This is a genomic window from Yeosuana aromativorans (genome assembly GCF_014646655.1).
GTDB classification, from domain to species: Bacteria; Bacteroidota; Bacteroidia; order Flavobacteriales; family Flavobacteriaceae; genus Yeosuana; species Yeosuana aromativorans.
This window is the reverse complement of the sequence record NZ_BMNR01000001.1, coordinates 601,498-626,110: the sequence shown is the minus strand read 5'-3', so window position 1 is coordinate 626,110 and position 24,613 is coordinate 601,498. Positions and strand designations below refer to the sequence as shown.

Sequence of the window (24,613 nt, the reverse complement as noted above, 5' to 3'; positions counted from 1 at the left end):
CAATTGATGCTGCGGGAGTTTACACCTATACGGTTACCAACGGCGTTTGTGGTTCAGACACTTCGGAAGTTAATGTTACAATTGATGTATTACCAAATGCTGGAAAAAACGGGGATTTGGAGATTTGCATGAACAGTAGCCCTGTGGATTTATTTGGTAGCTTAAATGGTACACCAGATACAGGTGGAGTTTGGTCTCCAAGTTTATCGAGCGGCACGGGAATGTTCAATCCTTCAATTGATGCTGCGGGAGTTTATACCTATACGGTTACCAACGGCGTTTGTGGTTCAGATACATCTGAATTAAGTATTACTATTACTAATGTAACTCCAATTAAAGATTATGAGATTAAAACCATAGAGATTAGTGGTAATAATAGTATAGAAATTATATTTAATTCTAATTTACAATATGAATATTCTTTAGATAATGTAATCTTTCAATCAAGTAATATGTTTACTAATTTATCAGGAGGAGATTATACTATTTATGTTAATGAAGTTAATGGTTGTGGTGTTTTAGAAGTACTAGTTTCTATTTTAGACTACCCGAAATATTTTACTCCAAATAATGATGGAATTAATGATACTTGGAAACTTAAAGGAAGAACAAACCAAAATTATTCCATATATATTTATGATAGATACGGTAAGCTTTTAAAACATTTGGTATCATTTGAAAATAGTTGGGATGGAACTTTTAATGGTAAAGTTCTTCCAACTAGTGATTATTGGTTTAAAGTTGTTTTTGACAATGGGGTAGTAAAAAATGGGCATTTTACACTTAAGAGGTAGAAATTATAGCTTATCATGCACCTTGGTATGTTTGCCATCATTCCAAAGCGTTAAAATATCTGTAGCTACTTGGGCACCACTCCCAGAGGCAATAGCAAATTGACTGCGCCATCCAGCTAAGGTTCCGGCCACGTAAAGACCTGGTTCTACTACATGGTCAATATTTTTCAGCCAGATTCGGTTTTTTTCGGCTTGGGCTCTTGGATGCGGTTCAATATAATCTTCAAGTCCTTTAATGTTTATTAAATTGGAATAGCCAACCGCAATCACTACCAATTTAGATTTATACGTGTTTTTATTGGTAATGACCCCAAACCCATGGTTAATTCTAACAACTTCCTTAACCTTTTCCTTTTCAATTTGTTCAACATGTGGGTATAATGTTGATAATTGGGTCTTGCCTTCATTTAAAATAGAAGCGCCAGTTGTGCCGAAGGATAATCCTAAAACATTGTTGAATAAAGCACTTTGCAAATCAGATGCTTTTTGGTGGGTAATAATCCCAATACGTTTATTATTGGCGTAGGTAGTTTTTTTTGCAGACCCCAATACTAAAGCACAGGACAATCCGGCAGCGCCACCACCAATAATCAAGACATCAAACATTAGTTTTTGTTTTTTGTTTTTTCTTCAATACGTTTTGAAATTCTTAAAATTTGTAAGAGTATTAAAGCGCATAGTGCCGCCAACATGGTAATAAAAGCCGAAGTGCTATCGCCCTCAAAAGGCTCATTTAAATTAATCTTTGATGCGTTGAAAACAACAAGTGCCAAAGCAATAACGCTGAGTATAATTGTGAGAATCTTCATAGTTAAACAAATAATATTTTAATGTTGTGAGCAAACAATTTTACGGCTATGGCAAGTAAAATCACACCAAACACCTTTCTGATGACATTAATGCCGTTTTGCCCTAAAAAGCGTTCAATTTTTGCTGATGTTTTGAGCACTATAAAAATAACAATAACATTTAATATAATAGCAATAATGATGTTTTCTAAATGGTATTCTGCCCTTAATGATAATAAGGTCGTTAAACTTCCTGGCCCAGCAATTAATGGAAATGCCAATGGAAATATAGAAGCTGTCATCGGGTTATTTTCTTCTTGTTTGTAAAGGGTAATGCCCAAAATCATTTCCAAAGCTATAAAGAACAGAATAAACGAACCGGCCACGGCAAATGAACTAACATCAATACCAATAAGGTTTAATATACTTTTTCCCAAAAACAAAAACAGCACCATAATAACACCTGCAATAATGGATGCTTTCTCACTTTGTATATGGCCTACCTTTTTTCTTAAATCAATAACAATAGGAATGTTTCCCACTACATCAATTACGGCAAACAACACCATAAAAACGGTGAAAATTTCTTTAAAATTAAAGTGCATGTTCAATAGGTTTAAATTTTTTGCAAAAGTATGGGATTAATCCTGATTTATAAGGTTAAATAACGGCAAAGTTTAGTTATTTTTGCACACTTTATAGACCGTTTATGTTTCAATTAGGTAAAACCATCGTTTCAGAAGAGATCATTCAAAAGGATTTTGTTTGCAATCTGTCAGCATGCAAAGGCGCTTGCTGTATTGACGGCGAAGCTGGTGCACCATTGTCAGAGGAAGAAACCAAAATTCTGGAAGACATTTATCCAAAAGTAAAACCGTTATTACGAAAAGAAGGGATTGAAGCCATTGAAAACCAAGGCGTTTTTATTAAAACCGAAATAGGGGAGTTTGAAACCCCATTGATAGACGGCGCTGATTGTGCCTACGTTATTTTCAATGACAAGGGCACTGCGCTTTGTGCGCTTGAAGAAGCTTATAACCAAAAAGTGACTTCCTTTAAAAAACCAGTGTCTTGCCATTTGTATCCTGTAAGGGTAAAAGATTATAGCGAGTTTTCGGCTGTTAACTATGAAAAGTGGGATATTTGTGATGATGCCTGCGCACTTGGAAAAGAATTACAAGTGCCCATTTATAAATTTGTCAAAGACGCACTCATCAGGAAATTTGGCAACGATTGGTATGCGGAACTTGAAAAAGTGGCTGAAACATACCAGTAGTTTTCTCTCTCCAAAATCTTATATTTTATTTCATAAAAAAGCAACAGCAAAAAAGCTATTTTATGTAATTTTAAAAAATAGCAAAACCCTTATTTTACTACACTTGTGAGCACAACTATAATTTTAATTAATTGATAATCAATGCGTTGTGATTATCTAAAAATTACCAAGTAAAATCATAAATGTTAAGTTTTGTTAAAAACTTGTTGACAATGTTTATAACTATACCTTTCATTTTCGAGGTCTTTTTTGAATCTTTGTTAATCCCAAATCGAAACAATTTTTCGTTTAACTTTTTAAAAAAATCACAAAAAAAATGTCGCAGACAATGGAGCCCATTTTACAAGAAAATAAAAACCGTTTTGTTATTTTTCCTATTCAACACCATGATATTTGGGAATGGTATAAAAAACAAGAAGCAAGTATATGGACTGCTGAAGAAATTGATTTACATCAAGATTTATCGGATTGGAACAATAAATTAAATGATGATGAGCGATATTTTATAAAACATATTTTGGCTTTTTTTGCTGCCAGTGATGGTATTGTCAATGAAAATTTGGCCGAAAATTTCGTGTCAGAAGTACAATATACCGAAGCTAAATTCTTTTACGGGTTCCAAATCATGATGGAAAATATCCATTCCGAAGTATATTCGTTATTGATTGACACCTACGTGAAAGACGAAAAAGAAAAAGACCAATTATTTAAAGCCATTGAAGTATTCCCGGCCATTAAGGAAAAAGCCGAATGGGCACTTAGATGGATTGAGTCTCCAAGTTTTGCAGAACGTTTAATTGCCTTTGCTGCGGTTGAAGGCATCTTTTTCTCAGGAAGTTTCTGTTCTATATTTTGGCTTAAAAAACGTGGCTTGTTGCCAGGACTTACCTTTTCAAATGAACTGATTTCAAGGGATGAGGGCATGCATTGTGATTTTGCTGTGCACTTGCACCAAAACCATATTGTAAACAAAGTACCGAAAGAACGCATTACCGAAATATTGACTAATGCATTGGATATAGAACGTATGTTCATCACCGAATCATTGCCAGTTAGCTTAATTGGCATGAATGCCAAATTGATGACCCAATACTTAGAATTTGTAACCGATAGATTGTTAGGTGAGTTTGGTTGTGATAAAGTTTACAATTCAACAAATCCATTTGATTTTATGGACATGATTTCACTACAAGGAAAAACCAATTTCTTTGAGAAACGCGTGTCTGAATACCAAAAAGCAGGGGTGCTTAATAAAGAAGAAGACAAAGACAAATTTAGCTTTGACGAGGATTTCTAATTAAAGTTAAACCCCTTTATAAATAAATGCTTTGTTGCTCCTGACCTTATTAGGAGCCAACATTTCAGCTAATTTAAAAACAAACAAAAACCAACTAAGTTTTGTCTAATTCAATATTAGAATTTAAAACTGGAATGACTAATTAACCATTTTTCTGAAGGCGTATCAGAAAACTAAAAAAAACGTGTAGTACTATGTATGTAATTAAAAGAGATGGCAGGAAAGAACAAGTGATGTTCGACAAAATCACCGCAAGGGTGCGTAAATTGTGTTATGGATTAAACGAATTGGTTGATCCATTAAAAGTAACCATGCGTGTTATTGAAGGATTGTATGATGGTGTAACAACCAGTGAACTTGATAATTTGGCAGCAGAAATTGCAGCAACCATGACCACTACACACCCAGATTATGCTCGGTTGGCTGCCCGAATTTCAGTATCAAACTTGCACAAAAACACGAAGAAAACATTTAGTGAGGTCATGCATGATTTGTATACCTATATCAATCCAAGAACAGGTAAAAAAGCACCACTTTTGGCTGATGATGTGTACAAGGTCATCATGGAACATAAAGACACCCTAGACTCTACTATCATATACAATCGTGATTTTGGATACGACTATTTTGGTTTTAAAACGCTGGAGCGCTCCTATCTATTAAAGTTAAATGGACAAATAGCAGAACGGCCACAACACATGCTTATGCGTGTTGCGGTGGGTATCCATCTCGATGATTTGGAATCGGTTATTGAGACGTATGAGCTCATGTCTAAAAAATATTTTACACACGCTACACCAACTCTATTTAATTCCGGTACACCAAAACCCCAAATGTCATCCTGTTTCTTGTTAACCATGAAAGACGACAGCATTGATGGTATTTATGACACGTTAAAGCAAACCGCTAAAATATCACAATCAGCAGGCGGTATCGGTTTGTCAATCCATAATGTGAGAGCCACGGGTAGTTATATAGCAGGTACTAACGGAACCAGTAATGGCATTGTGCCCATGTTACAAGTATTTAATGATACGGCACGTTACGTTGATCAAGGAGGCGGAAAACGCAAAGGTAGTTTCGCCATTTATTTAGAACCTTGGCATGCTGATATTTTTGATTTCTTGGAATTGAAGAAAAACCACGGTAAAGAAGAAATGCGTGCCCGTGATTTGTTTTACGCCATGTGGATTTCAGATTTATTTATGAAACGTGTTCAAGAAGATGGCCAATGGACCTTGATGTGCCCCAATGAATGCCCAGGATTATGTGATGTACATAGTGAAGAATTTGAAGCATTGTATTTAAAATACGAAGCAGCCGGAAAAGGTAGAAAAACCATTAAAGCACGTGAGCTTTGGGAGCGTATTATAGAATCACAAATTGAGACCGGTACACCTTACATGTTGTATAAGGATGCGGCCAATCGTAAATCCAATCAACAAAACTTGGGAACCATCAGATCGTCTAATTTATGTACCGAGATTTTAGAGTATACCTCTCCAGATGAAATAGCCGTATGTAACTTGGCCTCTATAGCCTTGCCAATGTTTGTTAAAAATGGAGCTTTTGATCACAAGGAATTATTCCGTGTTACCAAACGCGTCACTAAAAACCTTAACAAGGTCATCGACAGAAATTACTATCCGGTAAAAGAAGCCGAAAACTCAAATATGCGTCATAGACCAATCGGTTTGGGTGTGCAAGGATTGGCTGATACGTTTATCCAATTGCGTTTACCGTTTACCAGTGACGAAGCTAAAAAATTAAACCAGGATATTTTTGAAACCCTATATTTTGCTGCCGTTACTGCCAGTATGGAAGAAGCCAAAGCAGATGGTCCTTATCAAACGTTTAAAGGATCTCCAATAAGTAAAGGGGAATTCCAATATAATTTATGGGGCTTAAAAGATGAGGATTTAAGTGGTCTTTGGGATTGGGCTAAATTGCGTAAACAAGTTATGAAACATGGTGTACGTAACTCCTTATTGGTAGCGCCAATGCCAACCGCCTCAACCTCACAAATTCTAGGGAATAATGAATGTTTTGAACCATATACATCCAATATTTACACGCGTCGTGTATTGTCTGGCGAATTCATTGTGGTCAACAAACATTTATTGGAAGACTTGGTAGAACTTGGTTTGTGGAATGACAGTTTAAAACAGGATATCATGCGGGCCAATGGTTCCATACAAGGTATTGATGCCATTCCTCAAGACATCAAAGAATTGTACAAAACTGTTTGGGAACTCAGCATGAAGGACATTATTGATATGTCACGTCACAGAGGATACTTTATTGACCAATCACAATCGCTTAACTTGTTTTTGGAAGGTGCTACCATGGCAAAATTGACCTCTATGCATTTTTATGCTTGGAAGAGCGGCTTAAAAACAGGTATGTATTACTTGCGTACCAAGAGTGCTGTTGATGCCATTAAATTCACGTTGGATAAAGCTAAAAAAGCAGAACCAACTGCTGAAACGGTTGAAATAGATAATGCCCAGTTGGCACAACAGCAAAAATCGGCTGAAAAAACTGCTGCAAAATTTGCTAAACAAAATACCGAGGTTGAACCTATGACACCCGAAGAAATGAAAGCCTTGATTGCGCAAGCCAAGGAAGCTTCAGGTGGAGGAGATGATTGTTTAATGTGTGGATCATAGAACATAGTTCTATGGAAATTATTAAGTGTTATTTTATTAAAAAAAGCACCTCAATTTGAGGTGCTTTTTTTAATATACTATTTAAAATATAGCTCTATTTTAATTGGAGGCCATGGAATCATTTGAGGCCATCAACGCAAAGAATTTGTCAATATTTGGAAGTAATATAATACGTGTTCTTCTGTTTTTTGCCATGTTTTCTTTGGAATTATTTTCTACAAGTGGTTGATAACGACTTCTACCAGATGCATACATTTTTTCTGGAGCTACGCCATATTGTTCTTGAAGTGCTCTCACTACCGATGTTGCTCTTAAAACACTTAAGTCCCAATTGTCAGCAATGTTTTCAGTATGTATCGGTCTGGAATCGGTGTGGCCTTCAACCATGACTTCTAGACTGGGTTCAGAATTTATCACATCAGCTAATTTTTTTAAAATCTTGTCCGCTTTAGAACTCAAACGATAGCTAGCTGTATTGAACAGCATATTATCTGCAATGGATATCATAACAACGGTTTCATTAATATCAACAGCAACATCTTCATCGTCATTTATGGTGCTGGAATTAATGGCCTTTTCTAAATTATAGGATACCGCCAAATTCATGGAATCTTTAAGTGTTTTGGCTTGGCTGAGTTTAGCAGGATCTACGTTTGCTAATGTTTCTCGCATGCTTCTCTTGGAATCATTGGACATTAATGCGGTATGATCTCCTACTACTTCAAGTTTAGAATCGCTTTCTTCTTTCAAAGACATTATTTTAGAGTTATATTCATCCACTCTAGCTTGAATCTTGTCAAATTTAGCCTCTAAGTCTTCTTTGGCAACTCTGGTTTTTTGTAATTCACTTTTAATTTCTCCGTTTTCTTGTTGTAGTGCAACATATTTTTTCTTTGCAACACAAGAACTTACAATAATTGCAAGTAATACAATTGACAGTTTTTTCATAATAAAATTAAGGGTTTATATAGTTACGTATGTAATTTGGTTATGGATGTTAAAACCACTTAATTTTTTAAAAACATATAAAAAAACCACCTGAATAGGTGGTTTTTTATTGATTTTATGTGATTTATGTTTTATTCTTCTTCCTCAGGATTTTTAATGGTAGCAGGTTTGACTTTGCTATCATGGGAGCTGTGGTACTCTTCCAAAAGATTCATGGTAGCATTCAATAAATCTTTGGTTTCCAATAACACACTAAAGTATAGTGTTGTGTTTTTTGGGCTGACTTCCTCACTTCGGGTACGTTCAACCTGTTTTTGAATCTTATCAGTTACCAGTTTTAAAATCTCATTTTTTCTTGTTAAAATAATGCCTATTTCCTCAAAAGACCGCGATTCAAATGCTTTTTGGGTATTTGTAAACAGCAATTCAAAACGATCATCAACTTCTTTTAATTCCTTTATTTGACTGAATTTAAGCTTTTTATGATTGTTGTTGATGTGTTTGTGACTTACTTTTGAAATATATTCCAAGGATTGGGTCATATCTTGTAAATAACCCAAAATATGAATGTAAAAATTACTGGCACCAACACTGGAATCATCTAAATTTTTGATAAAGTAAAAGATATTGTCCCTTAAATCATCAATTTCTTCTGTTAGTTTCTCAACTTGTTTTTTATTTTTTTTCAACAAGGATAAATCTTGTTTAGCTAATCCATTAATGGCATTTGAATAAATTTTGTTACCTCTTTTGATAACATTGGCAATATTTGAGGCACTTTCATGGATAACACCTTGAATGGAACTGCTTTCTGCTTTTGTTAATCGGTCTTCGGCTTTGTCCTCTTTCAGCTTTTTACTGTGGGCCATGTAACTCCTTGTTATTAATACAATAGCAATTACCAATAAAACAGCTACCATGGATGGAACATGGATATTTATAATGAAAGCGACTGTTGCAGAAACTGTAAAAGCTATTAAAGCTGTAAAAAACCAACCACCAATAACGTTCAAAACACCAGCAACTCTATAAACAGCACTTTCAGCTCCCCAAGCCCTATCTGCCAAAGACGATCCCATGGCTACCATAAAAGTCACATAAGTTGTTGACAATGGCAGTTTCATGGATGTTGCCAGTGATATTAATATTGCGGCCACCATAAGGTTCACGGCTGCACGTACCATATCAAAAGCTGGAAGCTCAAAGTTTTTGTCCTTTGATAAGGTAATAACTTGTTTCTCAAACTGTTTATCAATATTTTTTTGCCAAGAGTTTGGAAGTATGTACGAAGTCGCTTCAGATATTCCAATAGAAATTCTTACCAAACCACGTGATAAAAAGTTTGGCTGGAAACGTTCTTTAACATCTTCTTGTCTTGATAAATCAACGGATGTTTTTACCACATCTTTTGCTTTACTGGAAAACCATAGGGTAATGACCATGATGAGTCCAGCAAACAATAAAATTAGAGGTTGCGTTTCAACTTTTTGAGACAGACTGACCATACTAAATTGATTGGCTAACACACCACTTGATGCCCAATCTATATACGCATGGTAAGCCGCAATGGGAACACCTATGAAATTCACCAAATCGTTACCGGCAAAGGCCAATGCCAATGCAAAAGTACCTACCATGATAATGATTTTATAGATGTTTATTTTAAAGAATTGCATGGCAATATAAGATAGAACAGTCCATAGAATAAAATTGATTCCCAATAGCAAATACGTATTTTGCAGTAACAGGTCAATAGTATCATTGTGCATAAAAGTAGCACTGCTCAATCCTTTTATAATGATAAAGTATGCAATGGATGTGATGGCTACACCACTAAAAAGTGCGCCATGCCAAGAGGGTTTTTGTTCAAACTTAAAGCTTAATAGTATTCTTGAAATCCACTGAACAAAAGCACCAACTGTAAAGGCTATGACTACCGAGAGTAAAATACCAAAAATTATCTCAACGGCTTTTTCATTATTAATATACTTTCCTAGATCGAAAAAGTTTTGAGAATCGTTATTGGAAATTTTTATTAATGCCATACATACAGAGGCACCAAGTAATTCAAATACAATAGAAACCGTTGTAGATGTTGGCAATCCAAGCGTGTTAAAGAAATCCAGTAAAATAATATCAGTAATCATGACCGCCATAAAAATGATCATGATTTCATTGAACATGAATTCACCAGGGTTGAAAATACCCTTACGGGCCACTTCCATCATGCCGCTAGAGGTTAAAGCGCCAACGGTAACTCCAATACTAGCTACTATTATTATTGTTTTGTAAGAAACTGCCTTAGAACCAATGGCAGAGTTTAAGAAATTTACAGCGTCATTACTAACGCCAACAATTAGGTCTGCTACCGCCAGTAAGGCAAGGGCGACCAGCATGTAGAAATAAATATTCTCCATTTAATATGTAAAAATAAATTTTAACAAATTTCTTATTTTAAATTGAACTCAATGTTATGGAAATGTTATGTTCTTTTCAATTTTTTAAATAATTTTTTACCCAAGAACTGCAATATTGCTCAATTTTTTAATATCCCAATGTTAAGTTTTTTATTAATTTAATTTATAATTAATTGATAATCAATATATTAAATTTTCAATGTTAACTTAACGTTATGTGAATGTTTTTTTAACGTAAAATATTGTATATATTTGTTATATAATTATTAACCCAAACCCCACAGCAAGATGAAAAAGATATTTATAACTGCAATTATGTTATTCACTGTAGTAGCATTTGCTCAAAAAGAAAGAACCTTAAAACTAAACAAAGATACTAATTTAATAGATGTTGTTTATTATTATGATAATGGACTTGTTAGTCAAACCGGGACTTATACTTTAGACGGAAAATTACAAGGCCAATGGATTAGTTATGATAAGGAAGGCAATAAAACAGTTTTAGCTAATTATGACAATGGGAAAAAAGTCGGCAAATGGTTTTACTGGACTAAAGAAACAGTAAAAGAAGTTGATTATGATACTAATGTTATTGCTAATTTAAAAGAATCAGAAGTTAAAGGAAACGACGAGTTTTAAATAAGACCAAACATAACAAAAAAAGCATCCTAATTTGGATGCTTTTTTTGTTTGTATTTAATTCAATTATTTATTCAATTCTTGTCCAACCAGCGCCCCAAGTAGCTACATCTGTTTGAGTTGCACCACCATCATTAGTTACTAAATCTGTAACAGTAAAGGTTTCGGTTGTTTGATTGTCTAACTTGTTGGTAACATCATCAAATGTTACATCAGTTGCGTGTAAAGATCCATCTAACACCCAAGCACCAGTTGGATTGTCACCAGCATCACCATGGATTCCAAATCCTTTGTCAAAACCTTTGATGTAAAGATTATTTAATGAAGCTTTTGTTCCAACTCTTAAACGAACGGCTTCACCGCCTGTAGAAGAACCATTACCAATGATTGTAATATTGGTTAAAGTTGGATTTGACCAAAAAGCAGCTGCATGAGAATAATCAGTATTATAGCCATCAGCTTCAATACCTTTGTCATGGTCTGGACCGTGTTTTACGTAGGCATCTGTTATTGATCCAGAAAATCCTTCAGTCCAGTCAATAGAATCATCATGGTTGTTAACCGCTACATAATGACTAACATTTACAGTACCACCAAAAAACTCAGCACCATCATCTTTACCTTCGTAGGATTCTATATAGTCAACTACAGTACCACTACCAACACCGTAAAAAGAGAACCCATTATTTTCGCTTGAGCCGCTTGCAGCACCTCCAGAATATTCTAAGCGAACATATTTTAAAGATCCAGAACTATCAGCAGCATCAGTTCCACCATAAGGTAAACTTCCAATTTCAGAAGTAGACGTTTGTGTTCCCGTAACTGAATTAACAGGTGCTTTTCCTAAAAGAATCAAGCCTCCCCAGTTACCAGCTACAGGATTTGCGGCATTAGACGTTAAAACAATAGGCTTATCTGCAGTTCCTTCTGCAATTATTTTGGCACCTTGTGATATGGCAATATATACGCTAGCACCAGTTGCTTCTGCTTTTACGGTCATTCCTGCAGGGATTGTTAACGTTGTACCAGCTTCCATAATTAATGGGCCATTAAGGATGTATTGGTTATCTGAACTTAAAGTTAAGTTACTTGACATGGTACCAGATAAGTAAACAAGTGGTTTAGTTGTTTCACCGCCACCACCAGTGTTATTGGTCACGCTATTATCGTTTATAACGATATCAGCTGTATTATCTGTCGTACAAGAAGAGAAAAGCAGTGTAATCATTGCTAATCCTAAAAATAAATTATTTTTCATCATTTTTTTGTTTAATTAATTTCTGTTTAATATTAGTGGTTAAAATTTATATTTTAATTGTAGGCCTACATCCATACCGCGTTTATAGTTTGAAATCCCTTTACCATTGGCAGATGTCACAACTACATCGCCTATAGTAGCTTGCCTAACGTATTTAATAGTAGGGTTTAATAGGTTTTTAGCGCTAAGGTTTATCTCTAATTTATTTTTTAGAAGATTGTTTTTCCAAACAAAATCTAAGGTTGGAACTCCTTTTTCCACAATGTTTCCTAAATCACCAGATCCCAAAGCATCAATTCTGTCAGCGAAATATGAGAACACCAAGGTTCCTGTTGGTTTGTAGTTGTTAAATACAGGGGCATATTGAATGTCTGCATTTAACAGAAATGGGGATGCGCCTTGTAATTTGTCTTTACTTTTATTGAATGATAAATTAAAACGGGTACCTACTATTTGGTCATATAAGTTTTGAGTAGTTTTCATATAAGTACCATTAAAGCCAATGGATAATTTAGCATCATCATCATCAGTAGTGATTAGGTTTTTTCTTATTTCAAGCTCTACTCCATAAATATTGGCTTTATCACCTGTTCTAAAATAACGTTGCGTTCCGGTGGCATCTGCACCAACTACCAGATTGATAGGATCTTTTATTTGTTTTGTAAATGCTGATATTGATAACAATTCGCTTTTACTAAAGAACCATTCATATTTTAAATCGATGTTATATATTTTAGAATATGCTGTGTTGTTTATGTTTACAAGATTAGCACCTGTAGCACCAAGGATGTCTGGATTACCACCAATACTTGACGAAACGTTTTCATAAACAAATGGAGCAGCCTCTTTAAATTCAGGTAGAGACACCGTTTGACTGGCCGTAAAACGCAAATTTTGATCGTCATTGATAGCGTATTTAATATTTAAACTAGGTAAAAATATAGTACTCGTAGTATTGACAGCATCTACACCTTTATTTCCTAAATTGATCACATCATAAGAAATGTTTTGCTCAATATTTTCAAAGCGAATACCAGGTACAAACAACCATTTGTCTCCTGCTTTAATTTCTGCATTGGCATATCCTGCATATACATTTAAAACGCCTTTATAGGTATTTTCTGGTAGCCCAGGGCGGTTCACATTGTTTAACCCAGGAATTGGATTGAACACTTTTATTTGATAAATACCAGTGTTGTCATTAGGATTTATGCGTAAGTTATCAAGCGAGAAAATATCATTAAAATTGGTAACATCGGTTACAGGATATTTGGTGTCAACGATTTGATAGCCATATCGTATGTTGTTAAAATCCCTTGTTTTGTGTTTACCATCATAACCAAAATTGATTTTTACTTGGTCGGAAAGGTTATAAGCTAAATTCAATCGGCTATTGATTTCCTCATCTGTGATGTTTTGAAAATACCGTTGGTTATCATAATCCACATTGTTATAAAAGGTAGGGTTTGTATTAGGGTCATTATCCAATGCATATTGATAATTTTCCAGTGTAATACGCTTTCTATCTGGTTGTTTGGAATGTACCAGGTTATAACCAACGCCCCAATCCACATCAAACTTTCCAGAAGTGTGTGACCCTTCCAATTGATTAATCGTCATTTGGGTTTGATCAAACTGAACATTCATTTGATAGAAACCTTTCTGTGTGTCTTGCTGTGCATCTCTACTTCTACCGGTTCCGTCAATACCAAAATAGCCCACAACATCTGATGAATTGTTGATGAACAAAGAGGTGAATTTCAACTTATTTTTATCATCTATTCTGTAAATGGCGCTTCCCATGACTGTTGAATTGGTTGAATATTCATATTCTTCAGCTGCATCAAACGCTTTTTTCTCTGTAAGGGTATAATCTACTGCACTTCCTTTTCTGTATTCATAACCATTCTCAAAAGAACCTGTTAAAAACAAACTTAATTTAGAATCGTTTTTAAAGTTGAACGATTTCCCGGCAGAACCACCATAATTGATGTTTATGGGTGTACCTGCATCAACAGGATCAATGCCATGTGATAATATAATGGCAAATGGATTGTGTGCGTAACGACCATAGTAACCAAAAAAGCCAGTGCCTTCACTTCTTACAAAGTTTTTGCCAATGGCATTGGTATTAAAACCAGAACCAGCTGTTAATTCAAGAAAGCCGTTTCCAGTGTAGTCTTTAGATTTAATATCCACATTACCAGCTGAAAAATCACCGTAAAATTTAGACGAATACGCTTTTGAAACGGATACGTTCTCAATGATGTCGGTTGAAAATAAATTTAAGTCAATGTTCTTTTTATTAACATTGTTTGATGGTAAGGACAGGCCGTTTAAAGTAGTATTTAAGTATCTATCACCCAAACCTCTTACATACACGTTGCTGGAACCTTCTTGTTTTGAGATACCGGAGATTTTAGAAACCGCTCCTGCAGCATCACTGACACCTTTTCTTGACAATTCTTCGGCACCAATACTTTGTTTGATTTCAACAGCTTTCTTTTGTTCTAACAACAAGGCTGTTTCACTTTCACGTTTGGTGGTAGTGGTAATCACAACTTCATCAAGAGAGGCGGCACTAGCACCCATAGGAACGTTTATCTCAGTCACTTTGCCAGCAACAACTTGTGCGTTTATTTCCTGTGTTTCATAGCCCACAAAACTAAACACCAAGGTGTATGTTCCTGGGGTTAAATTTTCAAAACCATATAACCCATCAATATCCGATGTGGTTCCTTTGGTTGTTCCTTTAATTAATATGTTAGCAAATGCCAGTGGTTCATTATTATATTCTTTATCAATCAGTTTCCCTACTATTGAACCTGTGGTCTGTGCATAGGAGAAGGTTGAAACAAAAAGTATAAATAATAGTATGATTTTTTTCATCAGTTTTTTAAAATTTATTGATGCAAAGAAACGCACAACATGTAAATAGGATGTTACCTAAGAATTAAAGAACAGTAACGAAAGCGTTACCTCAATGTTATGATTGTAGGACCCAATTTGGAATCTGTAAACATTAAGTTAACATACAAGAAAAGCCAAAAAAATGGAACTTGTTAATGGGAATTAAAGGGTGATGTAGATGCGGTTTTAAAAAACCGAAAAGGAATTAATTGTTAAGCGCAACGCTGGTTTTGCCATTGTCTTTAGCAGCAGCAACGTCAATGCCCAAAGCGGCAAGGTCATTTAAAGACACCGTACTTGGGTTTAAAGACAAAGCAATTTGAGTTGGCTCCATGGCGCTTACATGAATGTTTAGCTCTTTGGTTTCGTAACCCGCAAAACTGCAAATCAAGGTGTAATCACCATCGGCTAAGTTTTCAATATGAAACAATCCTGTCATGTCCGTGGAGGCCTCAATGGCAGTTCCTTTAATGGAGATATTGGCGTAAATCAAAGGCTCATTATTCACGGCATTGTCCGTAACTTTACCAACAACAATCCCTGTGTTTTGGGCAAAACCTAAGGTTGAAAAGGCGAGTAAGACTAATGTAAATAATGATTTCATAGTATGCTTCTAATTAACCACACAAATAAATAGCTTTACTGTGATTGAAATGTTACCTAATCATTAAACAACCGTCATTAAAATGTTACCGTAATGTTACCAAATTCACAGTTTTATTATTAGCGAATTTCATTATCTTGCCTGTGCTTAAATGTATATCATGAACTGGGAACAATTACTATCCTTAAAACGCTTTGGCGACACCAATAAACGCATCCGGAAAGAACAAGATGAAACCCGTCTGGGGTTTGAAGTAGATTATGACCGCGTGATTTTTTCTTCAGAATTTAGAAGCCTTCAAGATAAAACCCAAGTCATCCCCTTATCGAAAATCGATTTTGTGCACACGCGCTTAACACACAGTTTAGAGGTGAGCGTGGTGGGGCGTTCCATAGGCCGGCGCGTGGGCCAAAAACTACTGGAAAAACATCCGCACCTACAAACCGTTCACGGCTATCAAGCCAATGATTTTGGCGCCATCGTGGCGGCAGCGGCTTTGGCACATGATATTGGGAATCCACCGTTTGGACATTCCGGCGAAAAGGCCATCGGCGAGTTTTTTAAAACCGGCGAAGGCGCCCAATACAAAAACCAACTCACCGCTAAGGAATATCAGGATTTATGCGATTTTGAAGGCAATGCCAACGGCTTTAAAATCTTAACCGAAAGCCGTGACGGGCGCGAGGGCGGTCTGCGATTAAGCTACGCCACACTGGGCGCGTTTATGAAATACCCCAAAGAATCCTTGCCCAAAAAGCCAAGCAACCATATAGCCGACAAAAAATATGGGTTTTTCCAAAGTGAAACAGACGCCTTTACAGATGTTGCCCATGAACTGGGACTCATACAACGAAGTGATACCGATATTAGTTTTTCAAGGCATCCGCTAGCGTTTTTAGTAGAAGCCGCAGATGATATTTGTTATACCATTATTGATTTTGAAGACGGCATCAACCTAGGCCTTATCCAAGAAGAATTTGCCTTGGAATACTTGATCAATTTGGTTCGGGGCCGCATCAAAACAGAAAACTACTATGCCCTTTCCAACAAGGAAGACCGGGTAAGTTATTTACGCGCGCTGGCCATTGGCACCTTGATTGATGAAGCGGTCACCATTTTCATGGACAACGAAACCGCTATTTTAAACGGGACCTTTCAAACAGCCCTGTTGGACAAAAGTAAATACGAGGCCCAAATAAACGATATCATCAAAATAAGTGTGGACAACATTTATAAATCAGAAGAGGTGGTTGACAAGGAAATTGCCGGGTACGAAATCATCAAACATCTGTTGAGTGTGTACACCAAAGCCGTCAATAACAGCCATACCAATCAGGCCTCAAATTACGACAAGCTTATTTTAAACCGCCTGCCCAAAACCATCAAACTGGATGAGGACAGCCTATACAAACGCCTCTTGTCGGTTTGCAACTACGTGTCGTTACTGTCCGATAGCAATGCCATACTTAACTACAACAAAATAAAAGGCATGCACTTTTAGGTGTTTTGGGCGTTACCACGCTTGGCGTGGTCGGGCTTTCGGCAGTCGCTCTTTGCAAGGAGCTCCAACAAAGCCTCAATCCCTAACGCGGAATGGGAATGGTTTGAGTTTTTCGTCATTGCGACCACGAGGCACGAAGTGGGAAGCAATCCCATTGTTGCTTTCTATTTTTTGCGTCATTGCGAAGAAAATTTATAATTTTCTGTGGCAATCTCTTTATCCAATGAGATTACTTCGTCGTTCCTCCTCGTAATGACTTAGTCGTCATTGCGAACGAAGTGAAGCAATCTATTTCTTTTACATTAAAAGATTACTTCAGTCGCTTTCCTAGCGCGCCATCTGGCCCATTCGCTAAAAATGTATACTATACATTTTCTTTACGCTCTGTCCCGTAATGACGATAAAAAGTAATAACCAATATTTTGATTCCCGTCATTGCGAGCATAGCGAAGCAATCCCATTGATGTTTTCTATTTTTTCCGTCATTGCGAAGAAAATTTCTGATTTTCTGTGGCAATCTCTTTATCCAATGAGATTACGTCGTCGTTCCTCCTCGTAATGACTTAGTCGTCATTGCGATCATAGCGAAGCAATCTTTTTCTTTCTTTTGAAAAGATTATTTTAGTCGCTTTCCTAGCGCGCCATCTGGCCCATTCGCTAAAAATGTATACTATACATTTTCTTTACGCTCTGTCCCGTAATGACGGCTATGTATTAAGGCAAAAAGGATGTCACTACCATCCCTAACGCCTGGTAGGCATGAATTTATTCAAATTAACCAACTTGTAGTTTTGCAGCATCTTTCCATAAATAATGTGGCAACGGTTCTTTCAATTCCCATTTAATGTTCATAGGTTTAGTTCCATAATGCTCTTTTAATTGTCCTTCACCAACAAATACATAACCCATTGTATTGCCATATTCATCTTTATTCTTCTCCCTAACAAAAAGTAAAATCTTCTTATTATCCTGTTCATGATTAATGTATGATATGCCTTTTGGGGTCTCAGGACCTGCGGAATTTTGGCTTTGCCAATGAAACAAGGTTTCATTAATAGCATAATCATCATACATTGTAGTTGGTGAAAAATTCTCTTCTGATTTAATTAGATTTATGAATAAAATTTCTGTATTAAGAATAGAATTCTCTGCAATTCCTTCTCTACTGGGAGATTTTTTTTCAAAAGTACTCAAGCCAAAAGCTGACAAAATCTGATCCCTTGTATATCTAGCATGAATTTTAAGTGGTTGTTGATAGGGTAATTGTATGTCAATCTCTTTGAAATCAATTCTATCAATAAGCAATTCCAATACTTCAATCATTTCTTCAATCAAGACTTTATTTTTACCTATTTCAAAAACACTTAATTCCAGTGAGCTAAATCCTCCCGCATTTTGCCAAACGTCATAATGGAGCATTAGTAACATTTGCTTATCAATTTTGTTTAATTCACTTAATGAAACTTTGAATTCCCTTTTTGCTAAACTTAAAATGAACATAAAGTAGCTTGTTGAACTACATGAGAGCCATTTATTGGATATGGCATTAATAATTTGCTTTTCATTGGTGTTATTAAAATCTTTGATTATGCCGGCTGCTTGGCAAAGCCTTTTCCACCCTCCTCGTTTATATATGATTTGTAGGGGAATATTGTGAAATTCAACAAAATTTTTCAAATTTAATTCTAAAGTTGTTTGATGTCGAAAGTTTTGAATTTTTAGAATAAGTTGGTTTCGATTTAACGAAGTAGCTGTGGCAATATTTTTAAGTATTATTTGTTTTGCTTTTTTCTCTAAAATTACAGAACAACCAAGTGGCAGATGAGGGAAGTTGTTTTCAATTTCCTTTTTAACCGGAGTTGCTGTTTTACCAATTAAAGCACGGAACTTGTTTTCAAAATTATATTCTGGTCTTGAATTACCGACAAAATCTAAAACAGTTAAACACTCTTTATTTTCTGCAAGTCGCAAACCTCTTCCAAGTTGCTGTAAGAAGATAGTGAGACTTTCTGTAGGTCTCAAAAAAAGTACTGTATCTATTTCTGGAATGTCAACACCTTCATTAAAAATATCAACAACAAAAAGATAATTGATTTTTTTCTGAAGCAATTGATTGTGAATGTTATCTCGGTTTTGTGTATTATTACTTGTCAGGTAATCTGCTTTAAGTCCGGCAAGATTAAATTTTTCAGCCATAAACTTAGCATGGTTAATGGTTACACAAAATCCAACAGCTCTCACATCATTTATGTTCTTGGTATACTTTTCTAAGGCCTCTATTATTTCCCGGATTCTTCTGTCGTTTGATGTGTAAACTGATGATAATTCACTAGACAAATACCGCCCACGCTCCCAACTAACCTTTGAGAGATCAACACTATCAGTAATTCCAAAATACTGAAATGGACACAATAATTTTCTGTTTAGTGCCTCAGGTAAACGAATTTCAGCTGCAATCCTATTGTGAAAGTCTTCTTGAATATCTCCACCGTCCATCCTTTCTGGAGTGGCAGTTAAACCGAGCAAGACCTTTGGTTTAAAATAATTTATGATTCCCCTGTAGCTGTTTGCTGTTTGATGATGACACTCATCGATTATAATGAAATCAAAATATTCAGGAGTTAATTCTAAATCGTTTAGGCGATTTTTTATAGTTTGAACAGAAGCAAAAATATGTTTGTAACTATCAGGCATGAGCCCATCTACCCATAACTCGCCAAAATTGTTATCTCTTAAAATACCTCTAAAAACCGAAATAGATTGAATTAGTATTTCCTTTCTATGGGCTAAAAATAGAAGTTTGGCCGAAGAATTTTCATCTTTGAATTTTTTGTAATCAAATGCTGAAACAACTGTTTTTCCTGTTCCTGTTGCTGCTACAACCAAATTTCTGTTTCTTTGGTGAACTGTACGCTCGACCTCTAACTTTTCCAGAATTTCAGCTTGAAAAGGAAAGGGCTTAATTTCAAAAAAGGATAAGTTTAAATTTAATGTAGCACCATTTTTTCCATATTTTAACGATTCAATTAATTTTTCTTTGTGAAGGGTGTCATCAAATAGTTCAAAATCATTGCTTTGCCAATAGGAATCGAAGGTTTTTTGAAACTTATCAATAATATGACTTATCTCTTTAGTGGTTATTTTTAGATTCCATTCCAGTCCGTCTGTCAGAGCTGAACGAGAAAAATTTGAAGAGCCAATATAAGCCGTATGAAAACCTGTATTTCTTTTAAAAAGATATGCCTTTGCATGAAGTCTTTCATTCCCAGTGTTGTAGGAGATTTTTATTTTTGTGTTGGGGAGTTTGGAAAGTAACTGAATTGCCTTGTAGTCTGATGCACCCATGTAAGTTGTTGTAATAACACGTAATTGACCTCCTCTTTTAGTAAAATCCTCAAGTTCTTTTTCAAGTATTATAATTCCTTTGAATTTTATAAATGAAACAAGAAGGTCAATTTTATCAGAGGAAAGTATTTCCTTTTTCAGTTCGCTCTCTAAAGATAGTCCTAAGTTTCCACCAGTGAATAATTCACTATGGGTTAACCTTGTATATGGTGTAATTTCCTTTAGATGAAGGTTGAAATTTGAAAAGTGAGAATCTATTCTTGAAAAAACTGCTTTCAAAATTTCACCTTCAATTGAAATTAAATCATTTTTAAACTCCTCTCTTTTCAGCTCTTCTTTTAGAAACAGAATAATTTTATTAGCCACTTTTATTTGAAGCTCAATTTGATTATCTCCTTTAATATAGTTCAAGGCTTGCTTGATTGTTTGGGCTAAATGTTTGGATAAAACAGAAGAAGCTTCCTCTTTGTCTAAAATGGACTTATTGATATAAAAATTATTTTTATCAATTTCTTCAAGTTTTTGCAAAACTAATTGGGTGACTAATTCTTCGTAAATTCCTTCAATCATAGGTTTAGGTATTCATTTACTATTGGTATATCTGCCTCAGCCCAATCTAAATTTTTTAAATTTTTGTTGGACATCCATAAATACTGTTTGTGTTCTGAAAGTCTGATTACTCCTTTTGTATGACGAGCAATAAAAGGGACCAATTGAATTGAAAAATTTGAATAGTTAAAATTAGATGTTGCTAGTCTGGAAATCAATTCAATTTCTATGTTTAATTCTTCCTTGATTTCTCGAATGATGCATTCTTCTTCAGACTCATTTTCTTCTATTTTTCCACCTGGGAATTCCCATTTTAAAGGTAGTTTCATCTTATTGCTTCTCTGTACAACTAATGTTTGGCCTCCTTTTTCGATTATTGCACAGGTTACTTTTAGAATTTTCATTATTGCACTGAGATATAACTATCCATTTTCTAAATACTCTAAATTATCCTTTTTTTCTGACAAAATCAATCAAAATCGGTAAGTATTATATAATAGTTGTTAACCTGCTAAGCGTACCAAAAAATTGTCAATTCGAGTGGATTTTACGCATGGCGTAAAATTTGTATCGAGAATCAATGTGTGGCATGATATGCTGTTCTCGATACAAAATTCTTGCAGAATTTCACTCGAACTGACAGCCAGGCCAATCACTCCTCCATCTGTAGAAGGCTTTTACGAGTTAAAATATTTAGGAAATATCCTTTAAAAAGCTATTCAATACCAACCGTAGGCTGTCAGCATCCAACCCAATAGATTCTTGTAATTGTGCCACACTGCCTTGCTCCATAAACACATCCGGGATTCCTACCGTTTTGATGGTGTTTTTATAGTTGTGTGTAGCCGCAAACTCCAAAACCGCCGAGCCAAAACCACCTTTAACCGAGTTGTCCTCTAGGGTGATAATGGTCTTGTACGTTTTAAAAACACGGTGCAGTAAGGGTTCGTCCAAGGGTTTTACAAAGCGCATAGCAACATGTCCCACCGCATCCGGATGCTCGCAATTGGCAATGGCTTGTTCGGCCTGTTCGGCCATGGTTCCAACAGTTAAAACCGCTAGTGTCTGTCCTTTTTTTAGTTCAATGCCAGTGCCGATGGTTATGGTTTCAAACGGTTGTTTCCAGTCTATGGTCACCCCGCGGCCTCTGGGATATCTTATGGCTATGGGCCTATCCAAGCCAAGTTGTGCCGTGTACATGATGTTGCGCAGTTCCATTTCGTTTCGGGGCGCAAACACAATCAGGTTGGGGATGCATCGTAAATACGACAAATCAAACACCCCGTGATGTGTGGCACCATCCTCACCCACCAATCCGGCACGGTCCAAGCAAAAAATAACGGGCAGTTTTTGTAAGGCCACATCGTGGATCACTTGGTCATAGGCACGTTGCAAAAACGTGGAGTAAATATTACAAAATGGGATGAGTCCTTGGGTGGCCATACCTGCGGCCAAGGTAACGGCGTGTTGTTCGGCAATGCCTACATCAAAAGCCCTATCTGGCATTTGTTCCATCATATATTTTAAGGAACTGCCTGTTGGCATGGCCGGTGTGATGCCTACTATGTTCTTGTTTTGTTTGGCCAGTTCCACAATGGTATGCCCAAATACGTCTTGGTATTTTGGCGCTTGCTCCATACTTGGTTTTGTGTAAACATCACCTGTTTGAGCATCAAATTTACCGGGCGCATGGTATCGTACCTGATCTTCTTCAGCTTGTTTCAAGCCTTTGCCCTTCGTGGTGATGACATGCAAAAACTTAGGGCCTTTAACCGTTTTTAGTCGCTCCAATTCCGATATAAGTGCGTGGATGTCATGACCATCAATAGGTCCTGAGTACTCAAAATTGAGGGCTTCAAAAATGTTGTCTTGTTTTTGGGTGCCTTTTTTTACATTGGTCAAGTACTGTTTTAAGGCGCCCACACTAGGGTCAATGCCAATGGCATTATCATTTAAGATGACCAATAAATTAGCGTTGGTAACACCAGCGTGATTGAGCCCTTCAAAAGCCATACCTCCGGCAATGGAGGCATCACCGATAACCGCAATATGCTGTTTATGAACATCACCTTTTAACTGGGAGGCAATGGCCATTCCCAATGCCGCCGAAATGGAGGTGGAAGCATGCCCAACGCCAAAGGCATCATAGATACTTTCAGACCGTTTTGGAAAACCGCTCAAACCACCAAGCTGTCTGTTGGTATGAAACGCATCGCGTCTGCCCGTTAATATTTTATGGCCGTAAGCTTGGTGGCCCACATCCCAAATCAATTGGTCAGAAGGCGTATTAAACACGTAATGCAAGGCAATGGTGAGTTCCACCACACCCAGACTGGCGCCTAAATGCCCTTCTTTGGTGGCCACAATATTGATGATAAAGTCCCGTAATTCCTGGGCAAGTTGGGGCAGCTCGCTTGGTTTTAACTGGCGAAGGTCTTCAGGTGAATGGATGTATTTTAAAATTGGATTTTGCACCACGCAAAAGTACAAGAATGAATTTGTATTTTTGCTATGATGATACAACCTTTTGACGATACCTATTTTATGAAACGCGCCTTTCAGGAAGCCGAAATGGCTTTTGAAAAAGGCGAAATACCTGTGGGTGCTGTGATTGTTATTGACAATAAAATTATTGCCCGAGGCCATAATTTAACACAAACCCTGAATGATGTAACGGCACATGCCGAGATGCAGGCCATTACGGCGGCAGCCAATTTTTTAGGCGGCAAGTATCTTCAAAATTGTACGCTCTACGTCACCTTGGAACCTTGCCAGATGTGTGCCGGCGCCTTGTACTGGAGCCAGATTTCCCATATTGTGTATGGTGCAAGGGATTTGGACCGTGGTTGTATTAATCTGAAAACCAAACTGCATCCTAAAACCACCATTCGAGGGGGTGTGATGGAAGACGAGGCGTCTGAGCTTTTAAAACGGTTTTTTATACAAAGGCGTAATTTGAATTAGGTCTGGTTGTGATATCCATGCTACCTTAATGCGTAGTCGTCATTACGAGGCATAAGGCACGAATGACGATGTAATCTCATGAGGAGGAATTACAGATGCCCAAGGTTTCATGATAAAGAGATTGCTTCGCTGCGCTCGCAATGACGCAAAAATACAGAGATGGTGAAATGGGATTGCTTCGCTACGCTTGCAATGACGATTAGTCAAAATAAAAAAGCCACCCATCTGATAAATCACTCCACTCTGGATTATTTGTATTGATTAAACCTTCCTTTTTTTTCTGTTTCCAGCTTTTAATTGTTTTTCCCTTGTAATTGCTTGTGTTATATCAGAATATTCTTCGAAATACACCAATTTATCACAGTTATATTTTGATGTGAACGCTGATTTATACTTTTTGGTTTTATGTTCGTAAACGCGTTTTAATAAGTTTGCAGTAACTCCAATATAGATAACCGTGTTGTTTTTGTTGGTCATAAAATATACATGGGATTTTTTCATGTTATAAATATAATGATCTTGACTAATTACCAAAAAGTATGGTACAACAACCTTTTAATGTGATTCGTCATTACGAGAAGGAACGACGACGTAATCTCATTGGATAAAGAGATTGCCACAGAAAATTAGAAATTTTCTTCGCAATGACGGAAA

The 24,613-nt window shown here is 36.3% G+C and carries 19 protein-coding genes; 7 read left to right on the top strand and 12 right to left on the bottom strand.

Going from position 1 to position 24,613, the window contains the following annotated elements; genetic code table 11:
- A partial coding sequence (locus tag IEW94_RS02485; protein ID WP_188649678.1) for a T9SS type B sorting domain-containing protein occupies nt 1-794 on the top strand: 794 nt, incomplete at its 5' end.
- Nucleotides 795-797: 3 nt separating this feature from the next.
- Here the strand turns inward: IEW94_RS02485 and IEW94_RS02480 are convergent.
- From IEW94_RS02480 to IEW94_RS02470, 3 genes are read right to left on the bottom strand one after another with little or no spacing between them, the layout of a single operon-like run.
- Nucleotides 798-1,400: an FAD-dependent oxidoreductase gene (locus IEW94_RS02480; protein WP_188649677.1), complete on the bottom strand. Its 603-nt coding sequence runs from the start codon at nt 1,398-1,400 to the stop codon at nt 798-800.
- Nucleotides 1,400-1,603, bottom strand: a complete 204-nt coding sequence (locus IEW94_RS02475) for a hypothetical protein (RefSeq protein ID WP_188649676.1) — start codon at nt 1,601-1,603, stop codon at nt 1,400-1,402. Before IEW94_RS02475 ends, IEW94_RS02480 begins: the two co-directional genes overlap by 1 nt.
- A 2-nt stretch (nt 1,604-1,605) precedes the next feature.
- Entirely contained in the window at nt 1,606-2,187 is a 582-nt protein-coding gene (locus IEW94_RS02470) for a MarC family protein (RefSeq protein ID WP_188649675.1), read from the bottom strand.
- Between the two features lie 104 nt (nt 2,188-2,291).
- Between IEW94_RS02470 and IEW94_RS02465 the strand changes: the two genes are divergently transcribed.
- From IEW94_RS02465 to IEW94_RS02455, 3 genes are all read left to right on the top strand, one after another.
- Complete coding sequence (locus IEW94_RS02465) at nt 2,292-2,858, top strand: DUF3109 family protein (RefSeq protein WP_188649674.1); 567 nt, start codon at nt 2,292-2,294, stop codon at nt 2,856-2,858.
- A gap of 316 nt (nt 2,859-3,174) precedes the next feature.
- Nucleotides 3,175-4,155 (top strand): ribonucleotide-diphosphate reductase subunit beta, encoded by a 981-nt coding sequence (locus IEW94_RS02460; RefSeq protein ID WP_188649673.1) that lies wholly within the window; start codon nt 3,175-3,177, stop codon nt 4,153-4,155.
- A gap of 194 nt (nt 4,156-4,349) precedes the next feature.
- Nucleotides 4,350-6,824, top strand: coding sequence for a ribonucleoside-diphosphate reductase subunit alpha (locus IEW94_RS02455; protein ID WP_188649672.1), 2,475 nt, complete (start codon nt 4,350-4,352; stop codon nt 6,822-6,824).
- A gap of 99 nt (nt 6,825-6,923) precedes the next feature.
- Here the strand turns inward: IEW94_RS02455 and IEW94_RS02450 are convergent, their stop codons facing one another.
- Nucleotides 6,924-7,772 carry an OmpA/MotB family protein gene (locus IEW94_RS02450; RefSeq protein ID WP_188649671.1) on the bottom strand — a complete coding sequence of 283 codons (849 nt, stop codon included), beginning with the start codon at nt 7,770-7,772 and terminating at the stop codon, nt 6,924-6,926.
- A 131-nt stretch (nt 7,773-7,903) separates the two neighbouring features.
- On the bottom strand, nt 7,904-10,189 hold the full coding sequence (locus tag IEW94_RS02445; RefSeq protein WP_188649670.1) for an inorganic phosphate transporter: 2,286 nt from the start codon (nt 10,187-10,189) through the stop codon (nt 7,904-7,906).
- A 288-nt stretch (nt 10,190-10,477) separates the two neighbouring features.
- Here IEW94_RS02445 and IEW94_RS02440 point away from each other — a divergent pair, with 288 nt between their 5' ends.
- Nucleotides 10,478-10,828, top strand: coding sequence for a toxin-antitoxin system YwqK family antitoxin (locus tag IEW94_RS02440; protein WP_188649669.1), 351 nt, complete (start codon nt 10,478-10,480; stop codon nt 10,826-10,828).
- Nucleotides 10,829-10,898: 70 nt separating this feature from the next.
- Here IEW94_RS02440 and IEW94_RS02435 read toward each other — a convergent pair whose 3' ends face one another.
- The 3 genes from IEW94_RS02435 to IEW94_RS02425 all read right to left on the bottom strand — a co-directional run bounded on the left by IEW94_RS02435 (nt 10,899) and on the right by IEW94_RS02425 (nt 15,600).
- A complete protein-coding gene (locus IEW94_RS02435; RefSeq protein WP_188649668.1) occupies nt 10,899-12,086 on the bottom strand; it encodes a beta-helix domain-containing protein in 1,188 nt (395 codons plus the stop codon).
- 39 nt (nt 12,087-12,125) lie between these two features.
- Nucleotides 12,126-14,975, bottom strand: a complete 2,850-nt coding sequence (locus IEW94_RS02430) for a TonB-dependent receptor (protein WP_188649667.1) — start codon at nt 14,973-14,975, stop codon at nt 12,126-12,128.
- 226 nt (nt 14,976-15,201) lie between these two features.
- Nucleotides 15,202-15,600, bottom strand: coding sequence for a carboxypeptidase-like regulatory domain-containing protein (locus IEW94_RS02425; protein ID WP_188649666.1), 399 nt, complete (start codon nt 15,598-15,600; stop codon nt 15,202-15,204).
- Nucleotides 15,601-15,760: 160 nt separating this feature from the next.
- On the opposite strand from IEW94_RS02425, the gene IEW94_RS02420 reads away from it, so the two are divergent.
- Nucleotides 15,761-17,101, top strand: coding sequence for a deoxyguanosinetriphosphate triphosphohydrolase (locus IEW94_RS02420; protein WP_188649665.1), 1,341 nt, complete (start codon nt 15,761-15,763; stop codon nt 17,099-17,101).
- A gap of 774 nt (nt 17,102-17,875) precedes the next feature.
- On the opposite strand, the gene IEW94_RS02415 is transcribed toward IEW94_RS02420, so the two are convergent.
- From IEW94_RS02415 to dxs, 3 genes are all read right to left on the bottom strand, one after another.
- On the bottom strand, nt 17,876-21,016 hold the full coding sequence (locus IEW94_RS02415) for a DUF3427 domain-containing protein (protein ID WP_188649664.1): 3,141 nt from the start codon (nt 21,014-21,016) through the stop codon (nt 17,876-17,878).
- Complete coding sequence (locus tag IEW94_RS02410; protein WP_229669419.1) at nt 21,013-21,399, bottom strand: (deoxy)nucleoside triphosphate pyrophosphohydrolase; 387 nt, start codon at nt 21,397-21,399, stop codon at nt 21,013-21,015. The genes IEW94_RS02415 and IEW94_RS02410 overlap by 4 nt, the downstream gene beginning before the upstream one ends.
- A gap of 289 nt (nt 21,400-21,688) precedes the next feature.
- Nucleotides 21,689-23,470 carry a 1-deoxy-D-xylulose-5-phosphate synthase gene (gene dxs, locus IEW94_RS02405; RefSeq protein ID WP_188649663.1) on the bottom strand — a complete coding sequence of 594 codons (1,782 nt, stop codon included), beginning with the start codon at nt 23,468-23,470 and terminating at the stop codon, nt 21,689-21,691.
- A gap of 39 nt (nt 23,471-23,509) precedes the next feature.
- Between dxs and IEW94_RS02400 the strand changes: the two genes are divergently transcribed.
- Entirely contained in the window at nt 23,510-23,959 is a 450-nt protein-coding gene (locus IEW94_RS02400) for a nucleoside deaminase (protein ID WP_188649968.1), read from the top strand.
- Nucleotides 23,960-24,220: 261 nt separating this feature from the next.
- Here the strand turns inward: IEW94_RS02400 and IEW94_RS02395 are convergent, their stop codons facing one another.
- Nucleotides 24,221-24,460: a GIY-YIG nuclease family protein gene (locus IEW94_RS02395; protein WP_308423679.1), complete on the bottom strand. Its 240-nt coding sequence runs from the start codon at nt 24,458-24,460 to the stop codon at nt 24,221-24,223.
- Nucleotides 24,461-24,613 lie beyond the last annotated feature (153 nt).